We start from the raw sequence: 22,877 nt of genomic DNA, 5'->3' as shown, positions 1-22,877 counted from the left end.
CTATTCCTCGCTGTCCGGGGTCCCGAGGTTCTGGAAGGCGAATCCCAGGACCCCCGGCAGCAGGACGCCGAATCCGATGAGGCACAGCCACAGGCCCTGGACCACCCCCAGGCCGATCAGCGCGCTGCCCGCGGCCGCGAGTACGGGAAAGTAGCTGCGGGCAGGGAAGAAGGCGTGCCGGCCGCCGGCTTCTCGTACCTCGGCCTCCTCACGGTCCTCCGGCCGCTCTCCGCCGCGCCGGTACTGGCGCCAGAGGTAGGCGGCGACGAGGCTCGCCATGACGAAGGAGACGCAGAGTGCGGCGCTGCCCGCCGGCTCCCGGGAGAACCAGCCGTAGACGATGGTGGTCGCCGCGAAGAACAGGGCCGTGCCGGTGAAGAGCCAGGCCTCACCTTTCACGGGGCACCTCCGGGTGGTGAAGGTCGAAGGCCGGGGATTCCGAGCGGATCCGGGGCAGGGCGTGGAAATTGTGCCGTGGTGGCGGGCAGCTCGTCGCCCACTCCAGGGAGCGGCCCCATCCCCAGGGGTCGTCGACGGTGACCCGCTCGCCGTAGCGGTGGGTCTTCCAGACGTTGTAGAGGAAGGGCAGCGTCGAGAGGCCCAGCAGGAAGGACCCGAGGGTGGACACCGTGTTGAGGAGCGTGAAGCCGTCGCTCGGGAGGTAGTTCGCGTACCGGCGCGGCATGCCGGCCTCACCCAGCCAGTGCTGGACCAGGAAGGTCGTCTGGAAGCCGATGAACAGCGTCCAGAAGTGGATTCTGCCGAGCCGCTCGTCCAGCATCCGCCCGGTCAGCTTGGGCCACCAGAAGTAGAAGCCGCCGAAGGTGGCGAAGACGATGGTGCCGAAGAGGACGTAATGAAGATGGGCGACGACGAAATAGCTGTCCGTCAGATGGAAGTCCAGCGGCGGTGACGCCACCAGAACACCCGTCAGGCCGCCCAGGAGGAAGGTGACGAGGAAGCCGATGGACCACAGCATCGGTGTCTCGAAGGAGAGCGATCCCTTCCACATCGTCCCGATCCAGTTGAAGAACTTCACGCCGGTCGGCACGGCGATCAGGAAGGACAGCAGGGAGAAGAAGGGCAGCAGAACGGCGCCCGTCGCGAACATGTGATGCGCCCACACAGTCGCGGACAGTCCGGTGATGGCGATCGTCGCACCGATCAGGGACACGTAGCCGAACATCGGCTTCCGGCTGAAGACGGGGAGGATCTCGCTCACCACCCCGAAGAACGGCAGAGCCACGATGTAGACCTCCGGATGCCCGAAGAACCAGAAGAGGTGCTGCCACAGCAGGGCGCCTCCATTGGCAGGGTCGAAAACATGCGAACCGAATTTCCTGTCCGCCTCCAGGACCAGCAGTGCCGCCGTGAGGACCGGAAAGGCCAGGAGCGCCAGAATGGAAGTGAACAGCACGTTCCAGGTGAAGATCGGCATGCGGAACAAGGTCATGCCGGGGGCGCGCAGACAGACGATGGTGGTAATGAAGTTCACCGACCCCAGGATCGTGCTGAGCCCTGAGACGGCCAGCCCCATGGCCCACAGGTCGGGGCCTGTTCCCGGGGAGTACCGGGCACCGTTCAGTGGTGCGTAGGCGAACCATCCGAAGGACGCCGCCCCGTCCGCGGTCAGGAAGCCGGAGACCACCAAGAGGCCCCCGAACAGGTACACCCAGTAGGTAAAGGCGTTGAGCCGAGGAAACGCGACATCCGGCGCGCCGATCTGCAACGGCATGATCGCGTTGGCGAATCCGGTGAATGTCGGGGTCGCGAATAGCAGCATCATGATCGTGGCGTGGATGGTGAATGCTTCGTTGTACTGCTGGTTCGAAATGATCTGCAGCCCGGGGCGGGCGAGTTCGGCGCGCATGAGCATGGCCAGAACGCCGGCGAAGAGGAAGAAGGCGAAGGCCGTCACCAGGTAGAGGTTGCCGATCACCTTGTGGTCGGTGGTCGACAGCCATCCCAGGACGGCGGAGCCCTGGCCGGCCCGCCGCGCGGTCCTCGGCCCGGTCGGGTCGTCGGGTAGTGCCTCTTCCGGTGAACGGTCCACCGACGTCATCCGTCCTCCAGAAAGCCTCGCCGCGGCACCTGCACCCCTTCCCCTACAGGCTGTGGCGTCCTGCGAACCGGCGGCGCGCCGGGGACGCCGGTCGTGTACCCCGGCTGCCGTGCTCAACGGCTCCGCAACTGCGGCCGTCGCGGGGACCGCTCAGTCCGCGGCGGCCGCCGCTGCCTCGCGGGCGCGGGTGTGGTGGGACCGGGCCGTGTGTTCGAGGGCGGTATGGCCGCTGTAGTGGAAGATCTGGGCGGCGTAGTCGCTCGCGCGCTCGGCCTCCGCGTACTTCCCCAGCGCCAGCAGCGTCGAGCGCAGGTCGAGTACGGCGAGGCCCTCGCGGTGGCGGTCCCCGAGCTTGCGCCAGTAGTGGCAGCAGCCGCGCTGGGCATGGAGGGCCCTCTCGTGGCGGCCCTTGGCCAGGTGCCCCCGGGCCTGGGCGGCCAGGCGGCGGGCGTACGCGGCGCGCAGCCGGTCGGCCGCGCCGCTGACACCGCGCCGGCCCTGGCGGGTCAGTGCGAGGTTGTACCGGGTCACCCGGAGCCGCTCCGTGTTCCCGAGGGCCCGGTAGAGCTCCACCGCCTCCGCGAGCACCTGGGCCGCCTCGCCGTAGGCGCCCGTCTCCCGCAAGGTGGTGCCGAGGTTGTTGAGTTCGCCGGCCACCTGCTCGGGCGACCCCACCGCCCGGCAGAGCGCCGTCCCCGCACGGTGGGTGCGCAGTGCCTCCTCGTACTCCCCCAGGTGGCGAAGGGCGAGCGCGAGGGTGCTCAGCGCGACGCGCTCGCCCTCCTGGTAGCCCTCCTCCCGGCAAAGCCGCAGCGCCTCGCGGGAGCTGCCGACGGTCGCCTCGTACAGGTGGTCCTGCTGCTGGACGACGCCGAGTTCGGCCAGGGTGTGACCCTCGCCGGTGCGCTCGCCGAGCTCGCGGCAGATGTCCACCGCCTGCCGGAGCGCCTCCTGGGCACCGATCAACTGCCCGGCGGAGCGCAGGACACGGCCCAGAGCTACGAGGCTGTCGGCGCGGCGGCGCGGCTCGCCCAACCGGGCGAAGGTCTCCGCGACCTCCTGCAGGTACGTGGCGGCCTCGGGGGTATCCCCGAGGCCGGCCAAGGCCATCGCCGCCTTGAAGAGCGCCTCGGCGGACTCGGTCTCGTCGCCGCTTTCCTCGTACAGATCGGCCGAGGCCTCGTAGATGCGCGCCGCACTGGCCTTCGCCCCCTGTGCCCACCGGGTCCGCGCGGCGCGGGCGAGCACCTCGGCGCGGGCGAGCACCTCGGCGCGCCGGTGCCGGTCGTTGAGTGCGTCGCTCAGCTCCGCGTTGCGCTCGTAGGTCTCCAGGGCCTCCTCGTAGCGGTCCTGGTCGTGGAGGGCGTCGGACAGGACGAGCAGGGCCTCCGACTCGTGGTGGCGGTCGCCGATGGCCCGATAGCGCTCCACCGCCGTCCGGACGGCCGTTTCCGCCTCCTGGGGGCGGTCCACGTCGAGCAGGGCGCGGGCCAAGTTGGTGAGCGCGATGCCCTCGTTCTCCGGGTCGCCCAGCGCCCGGTGCTGGTCGGCCGCGCCCCGCAGGATGCGGATGGCTTCGGTGAGCCGACCGGCGTCGCGCAGTGCGCTGCCGAGGTTGCCGCGCGCCGCGGCGAGAGCGCCCGGATTGCCCAGGGTGCGGAAGGCGTCGACGGCCTCGCGGCAGGCGGCGACCGTCTCCTCGCTCCGGCCAAGTCGGCGGTGGAGGCTGCCCATGTCGCTGAGCAGCGCGGCCTCGCCGGCCCGGTCGCCGCGCGCCCTGGCGTACGCCAGGGCCCGCCGGTGGGTCTCCAGGGCCTGCAGTTCCTCCGTGCGGCGCAAGCCCTCGGCGCGGAGCACGGCCAGCGTGGGCAGCAGGGCGGCGGCTTGGTCAGGCGCCGGACGCGCGTCGCAGGTCCCGGCGCCGTCCGGCCGTACCCCGCGCGCGGCCCAGATCTCGTCGCGCAGCGCTTCCGTACGCTCCAACTCGGCCCGGTACACGCGGGGGTTGACGGTGGCGAGCCGGCGGCGGACCGCGGCGGCCTCCGCGATCAGCTCGCGGGCCTCGTCGAGCACGCCGATCCGCAGCAGCCACAGTGCCGTGTTGTGCAGGGAGTTGGCGAGCCACGGCAGGTGAGTGTCCGGATCCTCCTCGGCGAGCCCGCGCCGGATCTCCAGAGCCTCGGCGGCGGGCAGGACGGCATCGGCGAAGTTGCCCACGGCGCCCAGCCGCAAACCGAGGTTGTCCAGCGACTTGGCCAGGCGCGGGGGTACGTCCCCGAGGTTGACGGTGTCCACGTTGACGTTGGCCGTACGGATGCCGCCGGCCTCGCGCACCTGCAAGCCTGGCGCGGCGGCGAGCCGACGGCGGATGTCCACCCCCTCGCGGGTGGCGGCCAGAGCCTCCTGGGCACGTCCGGCCAGGGAGAGGTAGGTGCCCAGGTTGTCGACGGCGGGGGCAAGGACGCGCAGCTCCCGGTGTTTGCCCAGGTCCCGGCTCAGCGGGCGCAGGATGGCCACCGCCTCCTCCGTGGCGGCGATGGCCTCGTCGAGCCGGTCCGAGTCGAACAGGGCATTGCCCAGGCTGATGAGCGCCCCGGCGAGCTCGTCGCGCTCCTCCGGGTCCTCGCCGACCAGGCCCCGCAGGAGGTCCACCGCCTCCTGGAGGGCCTGGGTGGCCTCCAGGGCCTGCCCGGACCTGAGGCAGGCGATACCGAGCCGCCGGTTCCAGTAGGCGAGGGTCATCGGGTCGCCGGTGGTGGCCCGGGCGTGCTCGGCGAGGCGGCGGGTGACGGCGGCGGCGGGCAGGTCGAGGCTGAGGTGCTCGTCGGGCGGCAGCCGGTCGTGCAGGGTCTCCAGGGCGCCCAGGAGATGGGGCCAGCGCTCGGCGGCGGAGTTGAGGTACGTCAGGAGGCGGGGGGCGTGCGGCGGGTGGGGCGTGTCGTGCTCCGGGGCGAAGAGCAGCTCGGGGATGTCGGTGGACCAGGGGTCCGGCTGGAAGTCGGGGTGGTCGTGGCCGGTGATCGTGAGGGCGAGGAAGTCCTCAGCGAGACGGTCGGGCAGGAGCGGTTCGAGGAGGTTGGCGCGGTCGGGGTCGGTGGCCGGGTAGCAGCGTCCGTGGTCGGCGAGCGCCCGGTCCGCGGGTACGTCGGGCAGGACCCGGCGAACGAGATCGGCGGCGCCCCCGGGGTGCTGGGGGCCGGTCAGCACGGCGGTGAACACGAGGCGGGACATGGTCCGGTCGGAGGTGGTGAAGTCCAGGCCGGCGGCCTTGTTCTCGTAGAGCTGCCGCCAGTTCTCGTGCTCGCGGTCCAGCAGGTGGATCGTGAGGCCGAGGACGTCGGTGGGAGCCGCCGGGGCACCGGCCCGGTGCCCGTCCACGGCCGCCAGGGCGGCCATCTGCACGGCCAGGGCCTGCCCGAAGTCGGGGTGGCGCAGGGACGGGGGCGGCTCGAGGGCCCGTACGGCGGCGGGGTGGATCGCCCGGTAGTGCGCGGCGAAGTCGTCCCGGGCGGCGGTGAACAGGGTCACCCGGGCGCCGTCGTCGGGGGGCAGGCCGGCGAGCGCGTGGGTGGAGGTCTCGACTCCGGTACGCCGCTTGGCGAGCTTGCCGCGTACGGCGGGCCAGGTCTGCGTGGAGCGGGCGAGGAGCAGTACCCGGACCGGGACCCGCTGGCGCAGCAGCCGGTTCTGGAAGAGCCAGCTCAGGTAGCTGACCGGCCAGCGGTCGGCGTAGTCGACCAGCAGCAGTACACCAGTGGCGTCCTGGATCCGCAGGTCCTGCGTGTCCTCGGTGGGCGGATGGGCGTCGGCGCCCTGGACGGCGTCGGCCACCAGCCAGCCGGAGGCTTCACTGAGGGCGGCGAAATGCCGGGCCAGCCGGGTCTTGCCCTGCCCGCCGGGGCCGTGCAGCCATCGGACGGTTAGCTTCGGCGGCCCGTCGCGCCACGCGATCAGGGCGGCGAGGTCCTGCTCCCGGCCGGTGAAGGCGAGGACCTCCGCACGGGCGTCGAGCATCCGGCTGGGCTGTGCGGTGAGCCAGTGGGAGGCGGGGGTGGGGGTGGCCCGGTGCCGGAAGAGCAGGTAGACGGGGGTGCCATTGCCGAAGACGTGGATGTCCGCGCCGATGGCCCCGTACGCCGTGCCGGCCTCGACCCGGATGGTCTGCTGCATGGAGTGCCGGACGACGTCCGGCTCGTCGTCGGGCGCCATCAGGGCGCCGTCGGGGGGAGCCGCCCGTCGTCTGCTAGTGGTACAGCAGCTGCGCCCATGCTGACCAGCGAAAAGGGCGGCATCAGAGGCCTCTTGGAGGGGCCTGGTCCGGAAATGGTCCGGATCTTGGTGCGCGTGGAGCCCAAGGGGTAGGCGCCGGGTGCGGCGGGGTGGGAGCGATCGGGAGCACCGGTCTGGCCGAGCGTGAGGCGAACGTGAGCGTTCTGCGGCCACGGTGGTCAGCAGCCGCCGGAGGAGACGGGGGCGCCGACGTCGATCTGCAGCGTGCTCGCGGTGGGAGCGGCGCAGCAGCCGCCACCCGTCTCCGCGGCCGTTTCGGGCTGGTCGAAGAGGCCGGCGCCGCCGCAGACTCCAGTCTCGGGGAGGGTGAGTTCGACGCGCTCGGCGGCTTCCTGGTCGCCGGCGAGGGCTGCGGCGATGGAGCGGACTTGCTCGTAGCCGGTCATGGCGAGGAAGGTCGGGGCGCGGCCGTAGGACTTCATGCCGACGAGGTAGACGCCCTTCTCCGGGTGGGAGAGCTCGCCCACGCCGTGCGGGTAGACGGTGCCGCAGGAGTGCTGGTTGGGGTCGATCAGCGGGGCCAGCTCGGTGGGGGCCTGGAGGCGCTCGTCCAGGCCGAGGCGGAGCTCGTCCAGGAAGGTGAGGTCGGGGCGGAAGCCGGTGAGGCCGATGATCTCGTCGACCGGGTCGAGGCGGCGGCCGTCCTCCCCGACGAGGACCAGACGGCCGTCCGCGTCGCGCTCGACCGCGTCGGTACGGAAGCCCGTGACGGCGTCGGCGTATCCGTTGTCGACGGCGGCCTTGGCGGCGAGGCCGAGGGCACCGCGGGCGGGGAGCTGGTCGGCTTCGCCGCCGCCGAAGGTGGAGCCGCTGATACCGCGCCGCAGGATCCACACGGCGTGCGTGCCGGGCTCCTCCTTCGCGAGGTCGGCCAGGTAGGCGAGGGCCGTGAACGCGGAGGCGCCGGAGCCGACGACGGCAGTGCGCTTGCCTGCGTACCGGGCACGCTGGGCCGGGTCCTTGAGGTCGGGGACGCGGTAGGAGATGCGATTCGCTGCCGTCCGTTCGCCGACGGCGGGGAGGCCGTCGCCGCCGATGGGGCTCGGGATCGACCAGGTGCCGGAGGCGTCGATGACGGCGGCGGCGAAGATCCGCTCCTCACGGCCGTCGGCGGTGGTGAGGTGAACTGTGAAGGGCTGGGCGTCGCGATCGGCGTCCACGACGCGGTCGCGGCCGGCACGGGAAACCCCGGTGACCGTCGTGTTGTAGCGGATCTGCTCGCCCAGCACCTCGGCCAGCGGCTGGAGGTACTGCTCCGCCCAGTCGCCACCCGTCGGGTAGGTGGCGCCGTCGGGCTTGACCCAGCCGGTCGGGGCGAGGAGCTTCTCGGCGGCCGGGTCGGTGATCTCGGCCCAGGTGGAGAACAGCCGGACGTGGGACCAGTCGCGGGTCGCGGTGCCCGCGCTCGGGCCTGCCTCCAGGACCAGGGGCGTCAGGCCGCGTTCGGCGAGGTGGGCGGCGGCGGCCAGGCCGATGGGGCCGGCGCCGATGATCACGGTCGGCAAGGTGGCGGGGGTGGTGTGGTCGCTCATCGAGGGCTCCATTTGGCAGGCTTCCGTCGATCTTCTGCTTCGGCGTTTGTCGATATGGCCGACACCTGGAGCTTGGACCACAGCATCGACCGATGTCAATATCGACACATGTCGAAATCGAGTGTGGTCGAGCTGCCGGTCCTCAGTGAGCCGGTCGCGCCGTGCTGCCCGCCGCTGAACGAACGCCCGCTGAGCGCGGAGGAGGCGGAGCGGACGTCGAAGATGTTCAAGGCGCTGGGTGACCCGGTGCGGCTGCGGCTGTTCTCGCTGGTCGCTTCCCACGCGGGCGGGGAAGCCTGCGTGTGCGACATCTCCGACGTCGGCGTCTCGCAGCCGACCGTCTCCCACCACCTGAAGAAGCTCAAGGACGCAGGCCTGCTGTCCTCCGAGCGGCGCGGCACCTGGGTGTACTACCGGGTCGAGCCTGCCGTCCTGGCAGCCATGGGCGCCCTGCTGACCACCGCCGCGACGAAGGCGGCCTGACGGGGATGCGTATCGCTCCGCTGCTTCCGGAACACGCGGACGAGGTCCTGGCGATCTCCCAGGCCGGGATCGACGAGGGCAACGCCACCTTCGAGACCGCCGCACCGACGTGGGCGGCCTTCGATGCCGCCAAGCTGCCCGAACACCGTTTCGCCGCCCTCGGCGAGGACCTCAAGGTGCTGGGCTGGGTCGCCGCCGGCCGGGTCTCCGACCGGTGCGCGTACGCGGGCGTAGTGGAGCATTCCGTCTACGTCCACCCGGGCGCTGCTGGATGAGCTGATCGCGTCCACGGAGGCGGCGGGGATCTGGACGATCCAGTCCGGCATCTTCCCCGAGAACGGCGCAAGCCTTGCCCTCCACCAGCGCGCCGGCTTCCGGGTCATCGGCACTCGGGAGCGCATCGGCCGTCACCACGGCGCCTGGCGCGACGTCGTCCTCCTTGAGCGCCGGAGTCCGTCGATCGTCTGACGGCTTCGCGAACGACGTCGCACCAGGTCGAACCAGGAGCGCTGCCACCCCGGCCAACCACTTCATCAGGCGGAGGGCCGCCCGCCAACCGTCTTGGCGCGCATGAAGATGACCGCCACCAGCGCCAGCCCGACCACAGCGCCTATGAGCTGCATGCCTATGAACGCCGGGACCGACGCGGGGGCGATGCCCGCGAAGGTGTCGGTAAATGCGCGACCGATGGTCACGGCCGGGTTGGCGAAGGAGGTGGAGGAGGTGAACCAGTACGCGGCACCGATGTAGGAGGCGACGGCGACGGGCGCGAACCGGAGCCGGTCGGTGCGTGCCAGCCCGAAGATCAGCAGGATCAGGCCGGCAGTGGCGACGACTTCACCCAGTAGCAGGTTCCCGGCGGACCGGTCGTGCGTGGACCACTTCACGAGGGGCTCGCCGAACATCGCGTCCGCCAGGATCGCGCCCGCGATGGCGCCGACGATCTGCGAAGGCACGTAGACGGCCAGCTCGCGTGCGGTGACACCGGCGCCACCGCGGCGGGCGGTCCACCACTCGGCCAGCGTGACGGCCGGGTTGAAGTGGGCGCCGGAGACCGGGCCGAGGAGCGCGATGAGGACCCCGAGGCCGAAGACGGTGGCGGTGGAGTTGGCCAGAAGCTGGAGGGCCACATCGTCGGTGAGCTTGGTGGCCTGGATTCCGGACCCGACCACGACCACGACCAGGGCCCCGGTACCGACCAGCTCGGCGGCGGCGCGGGCGATCAACGGAGTGCGGGGCGGGGTGGCGCCAGGTGCAGGCCGGGGCGCGTCGGCGGCTATGACGCCCTCCGCTGCGGGGCCGGTGTCAACAGGCTCGGTGACGGTCAAGACGGGTTCTCCTCGGGCAGGTGAGGCACAGCGGGAAAGACTATGGGCAGGACCGCTTGAGGTTCGCTTCGGCGGTGGCACGCGCGGTCTGGGCGAGGTCGGCGAACTGACCGGCGAGGGCTTCGATGACTTCCGGGCGCAGGCGGTAGTAGATGTACCTCCCGCATGGCTCCGTATCGACGAACCCCGCCTCGCGCAGCACCTTCAGGTGGTTGGAGAGGTTGGTCTGCTTGGCACCCGTCTCCTCCACGAGGTGGGTGGTGCAGAGCGTCTCCTTGGCGAGGAGGGTCACGATCCGGAGCCTGAGCGGGTCGGCCAGAACCCGGATCGGATCAGTGTCGACTGACGTCATCATGAACTGATACTTTCACATCACTCGGGAGTGATACCAGTCCGGGCTGAGCCGTCCCTTCGTGCGTGCGTGGAGTGTGGAGTGCGGCAGCCCCGCAGCCATGAAAGAAGAGCCGATGTCCGCCACCCCGCTCGCGTCCGTGCTGTTCGTCTGCATCCACAACGCAGGCCGTTCACAGATGGCCGCAGGCTTCCTGCGCCACCTCGCAGGGGATCGCGTCGAGGTCCGCTCCGCCGGCTCCGTGCCCGGCGATCAGATCAACCCCTCCGCCGTGGCCGCGATGGCCGAGCTGGGCATCGACATCTCCGACCAGAAACCCAAGGTGCTGACGACGGAGGCCGTCCAGGCCTCGGACTACGTGATCACCATGGGCTGCGGCGACGCCTGCCCGTACTTCCCCGGCAAGCAGTACCTCGACTGGCAGCTGGAGGACCCGGCCGGCCAGGGCGTCGAGGCCGTTCGCCCCATTCGCGACGAGATCAAGATTCTCATCGAAGGCCTCATCGCCGAGATTGACGCGAAGAAGCAGGAGAGCTGACGCGCCGGCCAGGAGTCGGGCGTGCGTGTATGTCAGGCGCGGTCGATGTGGACGCTGGTGGACTTCACCCGGGCGGTGGCCTGCGTGCCGACCTCAAGTCCGAGTTCTTCGACCGCTTCACGGGTCAGCAGGGATACCAGTCGGTGCGGGCCGGCCTGGATCTCCACCTGGGCTGCGACGTCGCCCACTTTGACCGCGGTCACGATGCCCGCGAAGGCGTTGCGGGCCGAGGTGTAGGACTCGCCGTACTCGGTGTCGGCCTCGTGGGCGACTTGGACGCAGAAGGCCGCCAGATCCGGGCCGTCGACGATCCGCCGACGGTGTCGAGGTAGCGGGTGGGGCCGTTGGGGAAGATCGCGGCGATCCGGGTTCCGGCCGGCCAGGTGCGGGCGGCCCAGCCCGCGACGAGCGCGACCGCTCCCACGCTCCAGCCCCGGAGGCGTAGTGGTGGCGAGCCAGGGTGCGGCAGGCCGAGACGGCATCGCCCGGGCCGACCCAGTGGATCTCGGTGAACGCTTCGTAGACGACTGCGCAGGAGAGGCGCAGTCTCCGGGGCTCGGCGCCAGAGTCGGGCGTCTGCGCCGAAGGGGATCCGGTAGGTGATCGGCGGGACGGGGAGCCGTCGATTTCGTCGCGGCCGGGGCGGCGAGGGCAAGGTGAGGGTGTGGGGGTGGGCCGGTCGGGGCTTCTCGGCGAGTCGGCCATGGCTCGTCGTGACCGCATGCCGGAGCTGGACGCGACGCGACCGCTAGGGTCGCTGTCCCAGGGGAGGGGCACCCTGCTGATAGGTCTTCCGTACCGTGCCGGAACACCGTCAGGCCGCCTTCGGTCCCTCGACACGGACTGCAGCGGCAAGCTGAGCGTCGACGAACTCCTCGCTGCCATGCGCCACTCCTACACCAGCCCCGGGGTCGACGCGGCCGGCAACTGGCTCTACGGCCCCATCGCCTGAGCCAACAACGGCCTGCGGCCCCCTGGCACACCACGAGCGCCACTCGGGCAGGCGAGGGTCCCGGATTCCGAGACGCATTTCGCGTGCTCTGAGTAGCCACGGGGCGTCACGGCGCGAATTCGGGGTCCCACAGAAGCGGTTGGCCAGGCGTATGTCTCTCAGGCAGGCGTTGCCGCCCGCGCGCGCGGGCGGCGGAGAAGAGGAGGGCCGCCAGGGCGATCGCCATCCAGGCGGTGAGGTACGTGAAGGCGGCCGTCGGGGAGACCGCGGTCCACAGGATGCCGGCGATCGTGCTGGCGGCGAGGTTGCCGAGGGACTGGACCGTGGCGAGCATGCCGAAGGCGGAGCCTCGGAGGTCCTTCGGGGCCAGGGCCGCGACGGCGGAGTGCTGGGCGGTCTCGACAGCGCCGATGCCGATGCCGGCCAGGACGAAGGGGACCGCCAGGAAGGCGAAGGCGGCGGCGTCGATGGTGAACAGGCCGTACGAGAGGGCGAATGCCCCGACTCCGGCGGCCATGACGATCACCGGGCCACGGGTGCCGAGCCGGTCGGACAGGCGTCCAGCGGGGACGGAGGCGATCGTGGCGGCAACGTTGTACACGGTGTAGAGGCCGAGCGCGATCGTGGTCGCGGTCTTCGTGCCGTGCCCGGGCGCCAGCAGGTCCGAAGCGCGCAGGATCAGGAGCGTGGCGGCGACATTGCCGACCTCGAAGGCCGCGACCGCGCTCAGCAGCCGGCCGAGGTCGCCGGTGAGGACCGGCTTGACCCCGATCTTGAGCGGGACCTTGTCCCGGCTCGTGGGCTTCGGGGTCTTGCGGATCGCGTAGACGATCGCCGCCGCGGCCAGCAGGCCGGGGATGACGGAGAGCCCGATGGCCCACTGAACGCCGAGCCAGGCGACGCGTCCGAGCGCGAACAACGGCCCGAAGATCGCGCCGAGGTTGTCCATCATTCACTCGAAGCCGTACGCGCGGCCATACGCCTTCGCCGGGACGATGTCCGCGAGCAGCGCGTTGCGCGCGGGGACCCGGAGCCCTCGGGCCGTCCAGGCCGCCGCGCGGAGCAGGCCGACCTGCCAGACCGCGGTGGCCCCGGCGGTGGCGGCACCGAGGGCGGCGGTGGTGGCATAGCCGCCGACGGCGACCTTCCGGCGACGGGCCGGGTCGTCCGCCAGGAAGCCCCCACCGAACCGGGCCGCACCCGCGAGCGCGTCCGAGATGCCCTCGATCGCGCCGAGCGCGGCAGCCGGCGCCCCAAGGGTGGAGGTCAGCAGCGAAGGAAGCAGGGCGGTCGGGATCTCGTGACCGACATGGGCCAGGAAGCTGGCCGCGCCGATGCCCTTGACCCGGGTGAGCCAGGCCTGGTCGGCAGCGGTATCGGCAGGTGGTGCGGTGTCGGTCATGCTTGGCAGTCTGCACAACGTCCCGTCGCAGATCACAGTGGACGATCGCATGAGGCATGCCGACTCGAAACTGCAATCCATCTGACACCATCACCTGGCAGATCGCAGGAGGCGAGCTCCGCGGCATCGCAGGTGCGCGCCAACGGCAGCAGCCGGGTAGACCCGTAGCCCGCAAGTACTCAGCCTCGTTGAAGGACTTCCCGCAGCTGCTCGACACTCGGGGCGCCTTCTCTGCGTCCATCAGCGCCGCCGTAGATCCTGCAGGAGACACTCGTGCCGACGCCCGCTGCGGCGAAGGGGTCCATTCCGTTCGCGAGCAGAGTCGGTGAGCCGTGCATTCCGAAGCGGGCCGCCTCCGCGTCGGTCGTGATCACGTGGACCCGGACAGGCGCTCGCGCCTCGGGTAGTGCCTGCTCCAGGCGCTGGAGCAGTAGGGCAACGTTCGGGCAGTCGGGCACAGCCAGCACGGTGAGCTCCATGGCCTCGTCCCCAGTCACCGGCCGGAGGCCCGGGGAGCGCGGGCCTCCCGCGTGGCGGCCTGCTCACGCAGCACGCGCAGTTCCTCACGGGTGTTCCTGATCTCCTCGTCGACGCTCTCCCGGGTGCGTGGGGGCGGAGTCGTACAGCAGCCGGCCTTGCGCCGCATCGGGCGGATGCAGCACACGTACATGAAGGCGACGGCGAGGAGAGTCGCGGCCAGGGGGAGCCAGATGCCGGTCACGGTGTGCCGTCCTTGCCGGGAGCGGTCTCCGGCGTGATCTCACTGCGCAGGGCCTCTACCTCCTTGCGGAGGCGGATGAGTTCCTGCTCCTGTTCGGTGGTGGGGGCGGTCTGTGGCGGCTGCGCGGTGTCCGAATGTCGGGAGCGCATCATGAACCACATCATCAGCCCCATGCCGATGGGGCATGCGAGCAGCGGCAGCAGGTACAGCAGCTTGTCCATCACCCGTCCTCCGATCCGTTCTGGCGGCATCGCAGGTCCACGGAGGAGAGCAGACCTCCAGATGCCTGACACTACGACGCTAAACCCTTCCCCCGGGGGCAAGGTCAAGGGCGACAGTTCGGCTCGTCGCCCGGATCGGTGGAAGTCATGGTTCGCCCTAGTGGTCGCGGCGGGGCGGCGGCAGGCTGTGGCCTACGATGGCGCGCATGACGCGACGCCTGCCCCCGGCGCTCCGGACTTGGTCCGGGGCGTTGCTGGTGTGCGCGTTGATGTTCTGCCTGACCGGGCTGGCGCGTTCCGCCATGGCGATGCCGATGGCGATGACGGGCCCGATGGGTGCTGTATCCGCGACGGTCGGCTCGGATGCCCCTGCGGGGCATGTGGTGATGGCGAGCGATTTCAGCGACAGCGGACCTGAGTGTCCGACCTCCCGGCAGGTGTGCGAGGCGCCGAAGGGGACCGTCGTCAACGACGGTCCGACGGCTCCGGTGCTCGACGCCGCGCCGGACACGGCCACCTGCCCGCCGGCTGCCCTGGTGTCGCAGCCGAACACGCCGCCGCGCGTACTGCCCCCTCCTGATCTACATCGGTTGTGTGTGTCACGGACGTGACAGCTCCCCTCTCGTGAGTCTCTGCCTCGCGGGACGCCGCGCTGTCCCCATGTCCGCCTCGGCACGCCCGATTTCACTGTGCGTTCCCTCTGCGCGTGCCGCTGTCGCAGAATAGGAGTTACGACGCATGCCGTCGTCCATCACCTTGCTCATCACCGGTCTCAGCACCGGTCTGCTCGCCGGTGGCGCTTCCTGCGCCGCCGTCCAAGGGGGGCTCCTCGCCGGCGCGGTCACCCGCCGCACCCCCGCCCGAGTCCCCGCCGCCGCTGCGTCCGCGAAGCGGCCGAAGTCCGGTGGCCGTACCGCCACCGCTGAGCGGGTCGCCGCGGCCCAGGCGCCCGAGCCGTTGGCCGGGCAGCTGGCTCCGGTGGGGGCCTTCCTCTCCGGGAAGCTGCTCTCGCACACTCTCCTCGGAGCGCTGCTGGGGATCTTCGGATCAGCATTGCAGCCCAGCCCCCGCGTCCAGGCAGGGATGGTGGTCGCCGCCGGGCTGCTGATGGTGCTGTTCGCGCTCGACCTATTCGGGGTCAAGGCGGTGGGGCGGCTGGTGCCGCGGCCTCCCGCCTCGTTCGGACGGCTGCTGCGGCGCAGCGCGAAGACCGACTCGGCCGCCACCCCGGCCCTGATCGGGTTCGCCACGGTCCTCGTACCATGCGGGGTGACGCTGTCCGTGGAGCTGCTCGCGATCACGGCCGGCTCGCCGGTGGCCGGAGCTGCGGTCATGTTCGGATTCGTGCTGGGGACGGCGCCGCTGTTCGCGGTACTCGGCTACGTACTCCGCCGGACCAGCAAGGCGCTCTCGGGCCAGCTCGCCTTCCTCACTGGTGTGGTGGTGCTGGCGGTCGCCGCCTGGACCGTCATGTCCGGGCTGCAAGCCGGCGGCTGGGTGTCCTTCGACTCCCCGGCCAAGCGGCCCGCAGCGAGCGGCCCGTTCATCGTCGAGGGCGGAGACCAGAACAGCGCCGAGGCAGACGCCGGGAGCGGAAAGACGTCTGCGGCCGACGCCCCCGTACGGATGGACGCCTCCGGGCAGCAGATCCTCACGCTGACGGTGACTGACTTCTACGAGACCACCCAGTTCACCGCCAAGGCGGACGTGCCCACCACGCTGGTGCTGCACGGGAAGGACTCCGGAGGCTGCGCCCGCGCCTTCACCATCCCGGAACTCGGCGTTCAGGAGATCGTCAAGCGCAACGGCGACACCACGGTGGACCTGGGCACCCGCAAAGCGGGCACCCTGCGCTTCACCTGCGCCATGGGCATGCAGACCGGCAGCATCGACTTCAAGTAGAGAGACCCTGGACGTGAGCCTGTTCAGCCGTAAGAAGACGAAGTCCGATGCCTCGGCCGGAGCAGGAGCCGGTACAGAGGTCGTCCTCCTCGTCGAGGGCATGCACTGCACCAGCTGCGGCCTGCTGATCGACGACGAGCTGGAGGAACTCCCCGGCGTCCGCTCGTCGAGCACCGATACCCGTGCTGGTCGGACCGTCGTCCGCCTGGAAGAGGGCGCCACCGTGGCAACCGCCGTGCTCATCGCGGCGGTCGAGGAGGCCGGGGAGTACCAGGCCCGGCCCGCCGCCTGACGCCCGTGCACGCAGGACCGCCCCGGTGACCGAAGTCGCCGGGGCGGTCCGGTTTTCCGGCTCAGGCGCGGCCGGCGGGCTGGAAGCGGCGCAGCCGAAGGCTGTTGGTGACGACGAACACCGACGAGGAGGCCATGGCGGCCCCCGCGATCAGTGGGTTGAGCAGGCCGAGCGCGGCCAGCGGCAGGGCGGCGACATTGTAGGCGAAGGCCCAGAACAGGTTGCCCTTGATGGTGGCAAGGGTCTTACGGGCGAGGCGGATCGCGTCGGCGGCGCCGCGCAGGTCCCCCTTCACCAGGGTGAGGTCGGCCGCGGCGATCGCCGCGTCGGTGCCCGTACCCATGGCCAGTCCCAGGTCGGCCTGGGCGAGGGCGGCCGCGTCGTTGACTCCGTCGCCCACCATCGCGACAACCTTGCCCAGCCCCTGAAGACGCTTGACCTCGGCGACCTTATCCTCGGGGTGGACCTCGGCAATGACGGTGTCGATGCCGACCTCGGCGGCCACGTGCCGGGCTGCCGCCTCGTTGTCCCCGGTGAGCAGCACCGGCGTCAGCCCGAGCGACTTGAACTGGGCGACGGCTTCGGCACTGGTCGGCTTGACGGTGTCGGCGACCACCAGGGCCGCGCGTACCTTGCCCTCCCAGGCTGCGAACACAACCGTACGACCGGCTCGTTCGGCCTGCTGCTGGGCCCGGAGCAGCGCGGGCGGAACCTCCAGTCCCCACTCGGCCCCGAGCCAGCTCGCCCGCCCCGCGATGACCTGACGGCCGTCGACGGTCCCGGTGACGCCCCGCCCCGCGTGATTGGCGAAGCCGGTCACGGGGGTGAGGCCGCCATTCTCCTCGGTGGCGGCGTCCGCGATCGCCTTGGCGATCGGGTGTTCACTGGCGTGCTCCAGAGCCCCGGCCAGGCGCAGGATCTCCGTACGGTCCTCACCGTCGGCGGTGACGACCTCGGCGAGCCGCATGCGGCCCTCGGTGACGGTGCCGGTCTTGTCCAGCACGATCGTGTCGATGCGGCGGGTGGACTCCAGCACCTCAGGTCCTCGGATCAGCAGCCCGAGCTGGGCCCCGCGTCCGGTGCCGACCATCAGCGCGGTCGGCGTGGCCAGTCCGAGCGCGCACGGGCAGGCGATGATCAGCACGGCCACCGCCGCGGTCAGCGCGAGTGCCACCGGGTGGCCGAGCAGCAGCCAGCCGGCCAGCGTCCCGGCTGCTATCAGGATCACGATCGGCACGAAGATCGCCGATATCCGGTCGGCGAGGCGCTGTACGGCCGCCTTGCCGGTCTGCGCCTCCTCCACCAGGCGGGCGATCTGCGCCAGCTTGGTGTCCGTACCCACCCGCGAGGCCCGTACGACGAGCCTGCCGCCGGCGTTGACGGTCGCGCCGGTGACCGCGTCACCCGGGCCGACCTCCACCGGCAGCGATTCACCGGTCAGCAGCGACTCGTCCACCGCGGAGGAACCCTCGGCTACGACCCCGTCGGTGGCGATCTTCTCGCCGGGCCGTACGACGAACTCCTCGCCCACCGCCAGCTGTTCGATCGGCACCCGCACCTCATGCCCGTCGCGTAGGACAGCGACGTCCTTGGCGCCCAGGTCCATCAGCGCCCGGATCGCGTCGCCGGCACGCCTGCGGGCACGCGCCTCGAAGAACCGCCCGGCCAGGATGAACGCGGTCAGCGCCGCGGCCACCTCCAGATACAGCTCGGCCGGACCGCCGTGCCCGCCTGCGGCCGAGCGGGGCAGCAGCGAGACCGCCATGCGCATCCCCGGCTCACCGGCTCCGCCGACGAAGAGCGCGTACACACTCCACACCCAGGCCGCCAGCACACCCAGCGAAACGAGGGTGTCCATGGTGACGGCCCGGTGCCGCAGATTCAGCGCGGCGGCCCGGTGGAAGGGCCACGCGCCCCACAGAGCCACCGGCGAGGCCAGCGCGAACGCCAGCCACTGCCAGAACCGGAACTGCGTCGCCGGAACCATCGACATCACCACGACCGGCACCGTCAGCACCGCAGAAGAGATCAGCCGGTCCCGCAGGGCCCGTACGTGCCGCTCCTCCGCGCCGGTGAACCCCTCAGCGTCGGTTGCCTGGCTTTCCGCACCGGCCGCAGCAGGCGAAGCGGGCAGGGCCGCCCCGTACCCCATCTCCTTGATCACGTCGATCAGGTCCTGCGTCGTCACATCGTCGGCGTAGCCGACGTGAGCGCCGGCGGTGGCGAAGTTCACCGACGCGCTCACCCCTGGCAGCTTGTTCAGCTTCCGCTCGATCCGTGCCGCGCACGAGGCACAGGTCATGCCCGTGATCGACAGGTCGACGGTGCGCGCTGGCTCGGTCTGCACCGGCGCCGCGGCGGCTCCGGGTATGTCAGTGGTCGTCATGACCCTGACGCTAAAACCTTGCCCCTGGGGCAAGGTCAAGCGCACACTGGCAGCATCCACACTCACAGGAGACCGAGCCCATGCTGACCGTCGGACGAGTGGCCAAACAAGCCGGACTGAGCCCCAAAGCCGTGCGCTTGTACGAGGCGAACGGCCTCATCGACCCGGCGGAGCGCACCGCGGCCGGATACCGCAGCTATCCCGAGAAGGCGCTGCCCGAACTGCACTTCATCCGCCAGGCCCAAGCCCTCGGCCTGAGCCTGAAGGAGATCAAACGCATCCTGGACCTCCAGCGCCAGGGCGCACAGCCCTGCGACCTGGTCACCAGCCTCCTCGACGAACACCTCGCCGAGATCGACCGCCGCATCGAGGACCTCCAGACCCTCCGGGAGACGCTGAAGAGTGCACGCGACCGCGCCGACCAGGCCGCCGGCCGCGGCGAACCCGGCGTCATCTGCCACATCATCGAGGCCACCCCCACCGAAACGGCCTGACGGCAACGGGAGAGGGCGGCAAACGATCACGCGCTGTGACTCAGGCGCGGGGGTGGGTTTCGTACATCCGGACGGCGACCAGGAGTCCGGAGGCGGCGGTGAGGGCGGCGATGGCCCAGATGGCGGTGGTGAGGCCGTAGGCGTCGGCGAGGATGCCGGCGAGGAGAGCGCCGATGGCGAAGCCGCCGTCGCGCCAGAGGCGGTAGACGCCCACCGCTCGGGCGCGCCAGGCGGGGTGGGCGACGTCGCCGATGGTGGCCAGCAGGGTGGGGTAGACCATCGCGGTGCCGGCGCCGAGGAGGATCTGGGCGACGGCCCACGTTCCGAAGGTGGTGCCTGCGGCGACCAGGGCGATGGCGGCAGCCTGGATGAGCATGCCCGTGGTGATGAGGTGTTTGCGGCCGATGTGGTCGGACCACCAGCCGGTGAGCATCTGCCCGGCTCCCCAGACGGCAGGGTAGAGGGCGGCGAGGATACCGATCTGAGTGATGGACAGGCCGTGGGCGGCGAAGAGCAGCGGGAAGATGCCCCAGGCGAGGGCGTCGTTGAGGTTGTTGACCAGGCCGGCTTGGCTGGCGGCGGACAGGGCCTTGTCGCGGGCGCTGGTGAGCCAGGCGATCTGGCGGGTAGTCAGTTCACCGTGGTGGTCGGGGTTGTCGGGTGCCGGATGCCGGGTGGCCTCCAGACGGGCGTGGTCGCGGGTCTCGCGGACGGCGAGGGTGGACAGGCCCAGGGCGAGCACGATGTAGGCGGCGCCGAGGAGGAACGGGGCGGGGCGAAGACCGTAGTGGCCGGCGATGGCTCCGGTGGCCATGGCGGTCGCGGCGACGGCGACGTAGCCGGCGGCCTCGTTGAAGCCCATCGCGAGGCCGCGTCGTTCGGGTCCGGCCAGGTCGATTTTCATGATGACGGTGGTGGACCAGGTCAGGCCCTGGTTGACGCCGAGCAGGACGTTCGCGGCGACGATCCAGCCCCAGGACGGGCCCCAGGCCAGCATCGCCGGTACGGGGAGGGCGATCAGCCAGCCCGCGACCAGGACGGGCTTGCGGCCGTATCGGTCGGACAGGGTGCCGGCGAAGAAGTTGGTGACGGCCTTGGTGGCGCCGAAGGCCAGGATGTAGGTCAGGGCCGAGGTGTAGCCGTCGAGGTGGAACGTCTGGTCGGCCAGCAGGGGTAGGACGGTGCGTTCCTGGCCGAGCATGCCGCCGACCAGGGCATTGACGGCAACGAGGAGGGTGAACTGGGCGAGGTTGGCGCGCAGTCCGAGCCGAATCCCTCCGGCAGGGCCGGTGGTGGTGGGCGGGGTGGTCACCGGCTCTCCCGCAGGGGGCGGCCGGTGGCGGCGGCCCAGTCGCCGGGGCCGCCGTCGAGGACGGCGAGGCCGTGGTGTCCGGCGCGCTGCAGCAGGCTGGCCGCCGTCATCGCGCGCTCGCCGTGCCCGCAGGCGACCACGGCGCCGACCGGGGTCCGGTCGGCGTGCGATGCCAGGTCGCCGAGTTCGATGTGCAGCGCGCCGGGAATGTGCCCGGCGGTGTGCTCCGCCGCCTGCCGGACGTCGAGGACCGGGCGGTTGGCGAGGCGGCCGGGCGCGAGAAGCTCGATGCTCTGCTCTGCTCCGCCGTCGGCCTTCCAGGCGATCATGCCGCCGCCCAGATGACCGGCGAGGCGCTCGTATCCGATCTTCAGGGACTGCCAGGTGACCTCGGCCAGATCCTGTCGGGGGCCGGCGACGAAGACGAGTGGGACGGTGTCGGGCAGCAGCCAGCCCAGCCAGGTCGCGAACTGGCCGCGCAGCGGGATGGACACCGCGCCAGGGATGTGGCCGGAGGCGAACTCCGCCACCGGCCGCACGTCGACCACGTACGCGCCTTCGCCGAGCAGGGTCCGCACCTCGGCAGGGGTCAGGGCCGGCAGGGCAGGCTCTGCGGCGATAAGAGCGGGGCCTCGGCGGTTGATCTCGCCCAGGCGGTCGAAGTAGGCAGGGTAGGAACCGAGACCGGACAGCAGCGCCGTCACAAAGGTGTCCTCGTCCGGGGCAGTCAGCAGCAGGTTGGCCCGCTTCTGCGCCCCGATGGTGGTGGTCCGCTCAGATCCGGGCGGTGCCGAACAGAACGACCCGGCGCCATGGGTCGGCCACACCCCGGTCGCATCGGGGAGGGCGGTCAGACGCTGGAGGGAGCGGTACTGGGCGCGGGCAAGTTCCACCGTCCGCTCCTCGCCGAGCAGGTCGGTGCGGGCGGCCGAGCCGACGATCAGGGACCCGCCGGTGAACACCCCCAGCTCGGCCGATCCGTCGAGCAACAGGAAGGACAGGTGCTCATCGGTGTGGCCGGGGGTGGCCAGCGCCCGCAGGGTCAGCCCGCCGAGGTCCACCTCGTCGCCATCGCCCAGAGCGGTGTGAAGGAAGGCCCGGTTTCCGGCGGCGGAGGCCAGCACCTGGGCGCCGTCGTCAGCGGCGAGCTGAAGCGCGCCGGAGAGGAAATCGGCGTGCAGGTGGGTGTCGGCGGCGAACGCCACCCTCAGGTCACGCCGGTCCGCGGCAGCCCGCAGGGCGCGCAGATCCCGGGCGGCGTCGACGGCCAGCGCCCGGCCGTCACCCAGGTCGACCAGGTAGGCACTGTTGCCCAGGCCCTCGTCGACCAGCGGCATCAGATGGCGGTCTTCGAAGCTCATCACACACTCCCAGGGGCGTAGGACCAGGGTCAGGGTGGCGCAACCACCTCCCTACTCATACAATATTCCATGGATTGATGGAGGAAGCTATGGGAGACCCCACCCGCAAAGCCGCCATGTACGAGGCGCTCGCGCTCACCGGCAAAGCGCTGGCCAGCGGCAAGCGCCTGGAACTGCTGGACCTGCTCGCCCAGGGCGAGCGCAGCGTCGACGCCCTCGCCAAAGCGGCGGGGCTGGGTCTCACGACCTGCTCTGCCCACCTGCAGACCCTCAAGCAGGCAGGACTGGTCGCCACACGCCGCGAGGGAGTGCGCATCCACTACCGGCTCGCGGGAGGCGACGTCGCCTCCCTCTACGCACTGCTGCAGCAGGTCGCCCGCACGCACCTCGCCGCTGTCGAGGCCGCCCGCACCGACTACCTCGGCCCCGCCGACACCGACCAGCTCACCCGCGAGGAACTGCTGGAACGCGTCGCGGCCGGCACCGCCACCGTCATCGACGTGCGCCCGTCCGAGGAATACACGGCAGGCCACATCCCCGGCGCCCTCTCCATCCCCCTGGAGGCACTCGAAGCACGTCTGGCCGAACTCCCCGCCGGCACCGAGATCGTCGCGTACTGCCGAGGCGCCAACTGCGTCCTGGCCCACGACGCCGTCCGCCTGCTCAACCACCGCGGCCGACGCGCGCTGCGCCTGGCCGAGGGCATGCTCGAATGGCGCCTGAGCGACCTGCCCGTCACCACCGGCACAGCCGCCTGAGCAACAACCCACCGGCGGTCGACAGGGCCAGCAGGGCCCTCACGGATGGCGCCCCAGAGGCCATCGACCCCCGCGCATCAGCGATCCCCAAGCCGATAGCGCGGGTCCCATTCCCGCCATCGCTCTCGATGGAAGGCCCAGGCCTGTCGGCCTGGTTCGCCGGTGGCTGTACGGCCGGAGCCATCACTCCGGCCGGGCAGACAGAGGCCCGGAACGTCAGGAGGGACGACTTCAGCTCCTTCGTGACAGGTATCGGCTGGTCGTTGCTCCCTCGATGCAACGGGGCATCCGGCGAAGAGGGACGGCTGGTGCGAGGTGATCGGCGGGGGCGCGGAAAGCTGTCGCCGGGAGCCGAACCGGCACCTCCTGCTCCACTTGACGGGACGGCCCCTTCCGCCGTCCGCCAGAGTGGCCACGCCGAGGGCGATCGCTTGGTAGGCGGGGTTCCCGTCCATCAGTCCCCTTCCGGCACAGACCCCACGATAGCCAGG

At 71.1% G+C, this 22,877-nt stretch carries 23 protein-coding genes and 1 pseudogene; 9 read left to right on the top strand and 15 right to left on the bottom strand.

The genetic code is table 11. The annotated features are described in order from the left end of the window. The 4 genes from ctaF to OTB16_RS14425 form a co-directional block, all read right to left on the bottom strand. On the bottom strand, nucleotides 1-399 hold the full coding sequence (gene ctaF / locus OTB16_RS14440) for an aa3-type cytochrome oxidase subunit IV (protein ID WP_267720551.1): 399 nt from the start codon (nucleotides 397-399) through the stop codon (nucleotides 1-3). Continuing rightward, nucleotides 389-2,062: an aa3-type cytochrome oxidase subunit I gene (ctaD, locus tag OTB16_RS14435; RefSeq protein WP_267720550.1), complete on the bottom strand. Its 1,674-nt coding sequence runs from the start codon at nucleotides 2,060-2,062 to the stop codon at nucleotides 389-391. The genes ctaF and ctaD overlap by 11 nt, the downstream gene beginning before the upstream one ends. Before the next feature lie 150 nt (nucleotides 2,063-2,212). Next, the gene (locus tag OTB16_RS14430; protein WP_267720549.1) at nucleotides 2,213-6,271 is read right to left on the bottom strand and encodes a tetratricopeptide repeat protein; all 4,059 of its coding nucleotides are present in this window, start codon (nucleotides 6,269-6,271) and stop codon (nucleotides 2,213-2,215) included. A 239-nt stretch (nucleotides 6,272-6,510) separates the two neighbouring features. Then, nucleotides 6,511-7,884, bottom strand: coding sequence for an FAD-dependent oxidoreductase (locus OTB16_RS14425; protein ID WP_267720548.1), 1,374 nt, complete (start codon nucleotides 7,882-7,884; stop codon nucleotides 6,511-6,513). Between the two features lie 108 nt (nucleotides 7,885-7,992). On the opposite strand from OTB16_RS14425, the gene OTB16_RS14420 reads away from it, so the two are divergent. Together OTB16_RS14420 and OTB16_RS14415 are read left to right on the top strand one after the other, a co-directional pair. After that, nucleotides 7,993-8,367: an ArsR/SmtB family transcription factor gene (locus OTB16_RS14420; RefSeq protein ID WP_267720547.1), complete on the top strand. Its 375-nt coding sequence runs from the start codon at nucleotides 7,993-7,995 to the stop codon at nucleotides 8,365-8,367. Between the two features lie 5 nt (nucleotides 8,368-8,372). After that, nucleotides 8,373-8,835, top strand: a pseudogene (locus OTB16_RS14415) (N-acetyltransferase family protein). A 65-nt stretch (nucleotides 8,836-8,900) separates the two neighbouring features. Here the strand turns inward: OTB16_RS14415 and OTB16_RS14410 are convergent. Both OTB16_RS14410 and OTB16_RS14405 read right to left on the bottom strand, forming a co-directional pair. Further along, a complete protein-coding gene (locus OTB16_RS14410) occupies nucleotides 8,901-9,695 on the bottom strand; it encodes an aquaporin (RefSeq protein ID WP_267720546.1) in 795 nt (264 codons plus the stop codon). A gap of 40 nt (nucleotides 9,696-9,735) precedes the next feature. Next, a complete protein-coding gene (locus OTB16_RS14405) occupies nucleotides 9,736-10,050 on the bottom strand; it encodes an ArsR/SmtB family transcription factor (RefSeq protein WP_267720545.1) in 315 nt (104 codons plus the stop codon). 112 nt (nucleotides 10,051-10,162) lie between these two features. Between OTB16_RS14405 and OTB16_RS14400 the strand changes: the two genes are divergently transcribed. After that, the gene (locus OTB16_RS14400) at nucleotides 10,163-10,585 is read left to right on the top strand and encodes an arsenate reductase ArsC (RefSeq protein ID WP_267720544.1); all 423 of its coding nucleotides are present in this window, start codon (nucleotides 10,163-10,165) and stop codon (nucleotides 10,583-10,585) included. 32 nt (nucleotides 10,586-10,617) lie between these two features. Here the strand turns inward: OTB16_RS14400 and OTB16_RS14395 are convergent, their stop codons facing one another. Beyond that, nucleotides 10,618-11,067: a TOBE domain-containing protein gene (locus OTB16_RS14395; RefSeq protein WP_420717695.1), complete on the bottom strand. Its 450-nt coding sequence runs from the start codon at nucleotides 11,065-11,067 to the stop codon at nucleotides 10,618-10,620. A 221-nt stretch (nucleotides 11,068-11,288) separates the two neighbouring features. Here OTB16_RS14395 and OTB16_RS14390 point away from each other — a divergent pair, with 221 nt between their 5' ends. Further along, entirely contained in the window at nucleotides 11,289-11,537 is a 249-nt protein-coding gene (locus tag OTB16_RS14390; RefSeq protein ID WP_267720543.1) for a hypothetical protein, read from the top strand. A gap of 106 nt (nucleotides 11,538-11,643) precedes the next feature. Here OTB16_RS14390 and OTB16_RS14385 read toward each other — a convergent pair whose 3' ends face one another. The 5 genes from OTB16_RS14385 to OTB16_RS14365 all read right to left on the bottom strand — a co-directional run bounded on the left by OTB16_RS14385 (nucleotide 11,644) and on the right by OTB16_RS14365 (nucleotide 13,881). Continuing rightward, complete coding sequence (locus tag OTB16_RS14385) at nucleotides 11,644-12,489, bottom strand: MFS transporter (protein WP_267720542.1); 846 nt, start codon at nucleotides 12,487-12,489, stop codon at nucleotides 11,644-11,646. Continuing rightward, nucleotides 12,490-12,939 (bottom strand): MFS transporter, encoded by a 450-nt coding sequence (locus tag OTB16_RS14380; protein WP_267720541.1) that lies wholly within the window; start codon nucleotides 12,937-12,939, stop codon nucleotides 12,490-12,492. Between the two features lie 179 nt (nucleotides 12,940-13,118). Further along, on the bottom strand, nucleotides 13,119-13,418 hold the full coding sequence (locus OTB16_RS14375; protein WP_267720540.1) for a thioredoxin family protein: 300 nt from the start codon (nucleotides 13,416-13,418) through the stop codon (nucleotides 13,119-13,121). Nucleotides 13,419-13,432: 14 nt separating this feature from the next. Beyond that, nucleotides 13,433-13,660 carry a hypothetical protein gene (locus tag OTB16_RS14370; RefSeq protein ID WP_267720539.1) on the bottom strand — a complete coding sequence of 76 codons (228 nt, stop codon included), beginning with the start codon at nucleotides 13,658-13,660 and terminating at the stop codon, nucleotides 13,433-13,435. After that, nucleotides 13,657-13,881 carry a hypothetical protein gene (locus OTB16_RS14365; protein WP_267720538.1) on the bottom strand — a complete coding sequence of 75 codons (225 nt, stop codon included), beginning with the start codon at nucleotides 13,879-13,881 and terminating at the stop codon, nucleotides 13,657-13,659. Before OTB16_RS14365 ends, OTB16_RS14370 begins: the two co-directional genes overlap by 4 nt. Nucleotides 13,882-14,087: 206 nt before the next feature. Between OTB16_RS14365 and OTB16_RS14360 the strand changes: the two genes are divergently transcribed. The 3 genes from OTB16_RS14360 to OTB16_RS14350 all read left to right on the top strand — a co-directional run bounded on the left by OTB16_RS14360 (nucleotide 14,088) and on the right by OTB16_RS14350 (nucleotide 16,075). Next, nucleotides 14,088-14,492 (top strand): hypothetical protein, encoded by a 405-nt coding sequence (locus OTB16_RS14360; RefSeq protein ID WP_267720537.1) that lies wholly within the window; start codon nucleotides 14,088-14,090, stop codon nucleotides 14,490-14,492. Between the two features lie 127 nt (nucleotides 14,493-14,619). Next, entirely contained in the window at nucleotides 14,620-15,783 is a 1,164-nt protein-coding gene (locus tag OTB16_RS14355) for an urease accessory protein UreH domain-containing protein (protein WP_267720536.1), read from the top strand. Nucleotides 15,784-15,796: 13 nt separating this feature from the next. Next, nucleotides 15,797-16,075 (top strand): heavy-metal-associated domain-containing protein, encoded by a 279-nt coding sequence (locus tag OTB16_RS14350; RefSeq protein ID WP_267720535.1) that lies wholly within the window; start codon nucleotides 15,797-15,799, stop codon nucleotides 16,073-16,075. 61 nt (nucleotides 16,076-16,136) lie between these two features. Here the strand turns inward: OTB16_RS14350 and OTB16_RS14345 are convergent, their stop codons facing one another. Continuing rightward, complete coding sequence (locus OTB16_RS14345) at nucleotides 16,137-18,461, bottom strand: heavy metal translocating P-type ATPase (RefSeq protein ID WP_324290823.1); 2,325 nt, start codon at nucleotides 18,459-18,461, stop codon at nucleotides 16,137-16,139. An 80-nt stretch (nucleotides 18,462-18,541) separates the two neighbouring features. Here OTB16_RS14345 and OTB16_RS14340 point away from each other — a divergent pair, with 80 nt between their 5' ends. Next, nucleotides 18,542-18,955 carry a heavy metal-responsive transcriptional regulator gene (locus OTB16_RS14340; protein WP_267720534.1) on the top strand — a complete coding sequence of 138 codons (414 nt, stop codon included), beginning with the start codon at nucleotides 18,542-18,544 and terminating at the stop codon, nucleotides 18,953-18,955. A 40-nt stretch (nucleotides 18,956-18,995) separates the two neighbouring features. On the opposite strand, the gene OTB16_RS14335 is transcribed toward OTB16_RS14340, so the two are convergent. Both OTB16_RS14335 and OTB16_RS14330 read right to left on the bottom strand, forming a co-directional pair. Next, the gene (locus OTB16_RS14335) at nucleotides 18,996-20,267 is read right to left on the bottom strand and encodes an MFS transporter (protein WP_267720533.1); all 1,272 of its coding nucleotides are present in this window, start codon (nucleotides 20,265-20,267) and stop codon (nucleotides 18,996-18,998) included. After that, nucleotides 20,264-21,628, bottom strand: coding sequence for an MBL fold metallo-hydrolase (locus OTB16_RS14330; protein WP_267720532.1), 1,365 nt, complete (start codon nucleotides 21,626-21,628; stop codon nucleotides 20,264-20,266). Before OTB16_RS14330 ends, OTB16_RS14335 begins: the two co-directional genes overlap by 4 nt. Nucleotides 21,629-21,717: 89 nt before the next feature. Here OTB16_RS14330 and OTB16_RS14325 point away from each other — a divergent pair, with 89 nt between their 5' ends. Beyond that, entirely contained in the window at nucleotides 21,718-22,386 is a 669-nt protein-coding gene (locus OTB16_RS14325) for an ArsR/SmtB family transcription factor (protein ID WP_267720531.1), read from the top strand. Nucleotides 22,387-22,877: the final 491 nt, after the last annotated feature.

This window comes from Streptomyces antarcticus, assembly GCF_026627255.1.
GTDB classification, from domain to species: Bacteria; Actinomycetota; Actinomycetes; order Streptomycetales; family Streptomycetaceae; genus Streptomyces; species Streptomyces antarcticus.
The sequence above is the reverse complement of the archived record's forward strand: the minus strand, read 5'-3'. Positions and strand labels throughout refer to the sequence as shown.

Coding starts and splice junctions, on each gene's coding strand:
- OTB16_RS14325 (WP_267720531.1), top strand. CDS start 21,718: ATGGGAGACCCCACCCGCAAAGCCGCCATGTACGAGGCGCTCGCGCTC.
- OTB16_RS14365 (WP_267720538.1), bottom strand. CDS start 13,881: ATGGACAAGCTGCTGTACCTGCTGCCGCTGCTCGCATGCCCCATCGGC.
- OTB16_RS14345 (WP_324290823.1), bottom strand. CDS start 18,461: ATGACGACCACTGACATACCCGGAGCCGCCGCGGCGCCGGTGCAGACC.
- OTB16_RS14330 (WP_267720532.1), bottom strand. CDS start 21,628: ATGAGCTTCGAAGACCGCCATCTGATGCCGCTGGTCGACGAGGGCCTG.
- OTB16_RS14425 (WP_267720548.1), bottom strand. CDS start 7,884: ATGAGCGACCACACCACCCCCGCCACCTTGCCGACCGTGATCATCGGC.
- OTB16_RS14400 (WP_267720544.1), top strand. CDS start 10,163: ATGTCCGCCACCCCGCTCGCGTCCGTGCTGTTCGTCTGCATCCACAAC.
- OTB16_RS14340 (WP_267720534.1), top strand. CDS start 18,542: ATGCTGACCGTCGGACGAGTGGCCAAACAAGCCGGACTGAGCCCCAAA.
- OTB16_RS14360 (WP_267720537.1), top strand. CDS start 14,088: ATGACGCGACGCCTGCCCCCGGCGCTCCGGACTTGGTCCGGGGCGTTG.
- OTB16_RS14430 (WP_267720549.1), bottom strand. CDS start 6,271: ATGGCGCCCGACGACGAGCCGGACGTCGTCCGGCACTCCATGCAGCAG.
- OTB16_RS14420 (WP_267720547.1), top strand. CDS start 7,993: ATGTCGAAATCGAGTGTGGTCGAGCTGCCGGTCCTCAGTGAGCCGGTC.
- ctaD (WP_267720550.1), bottom strand. CDS start 2,062: ATGACGTCGGTGGACCGTTCACCGGAAGAGGCACTACCCGACGACCCG.
- OTB16_RS14385 (WP_267720542.1), bottom strand. CDS start 12,489: ATGATGGACAACCTCGGCGCGATCTTCGGGCCGTTGTTCGCGCTCGGA.
- OTB16_RS14375 (WP_267720540.1), bottom strand. CDS start 13,418: ATGGAGCTCACCGTGCTGGCTGTGCCCGACTGCCCGAACGTTGCCCTA.
- OTB16_RS14405 (WP_267720545.1), bottom strand. CDS start 10,050: ATGATGACGTCAGTCGACACTGATCCGATCCGGGTTCTGGCCGACCCG.
- OTB16_RS14380 (WP_267720541.1), bottom strand. CDS start 12,939: ATGACCGACACCGCACCACCTGCCGATACCGCTGCCGACCAGGCCTGG.
- OTB16_RS14355 (WP_267720536.1), top strand. CDS start 14,620: ATGCCGTCGTCCATCACCTTGCTCATCACCGGTCTCAGCACCGGTCTG.
- OTB16_RS14390 (WP_267720543.1), top strand. CDS start 11,289: ATGGCTCGTCGTGACCGCATGCCGGAGCTGGACGCGACGCGACCGCTA.
- OTB16_RS14395 (WP_420717695.1), bottom strand. CDS start 11,067: ATGCCGTCTCGGCCTGCCGCACCCTGGCTCGCCACCACTACGCCTCCG.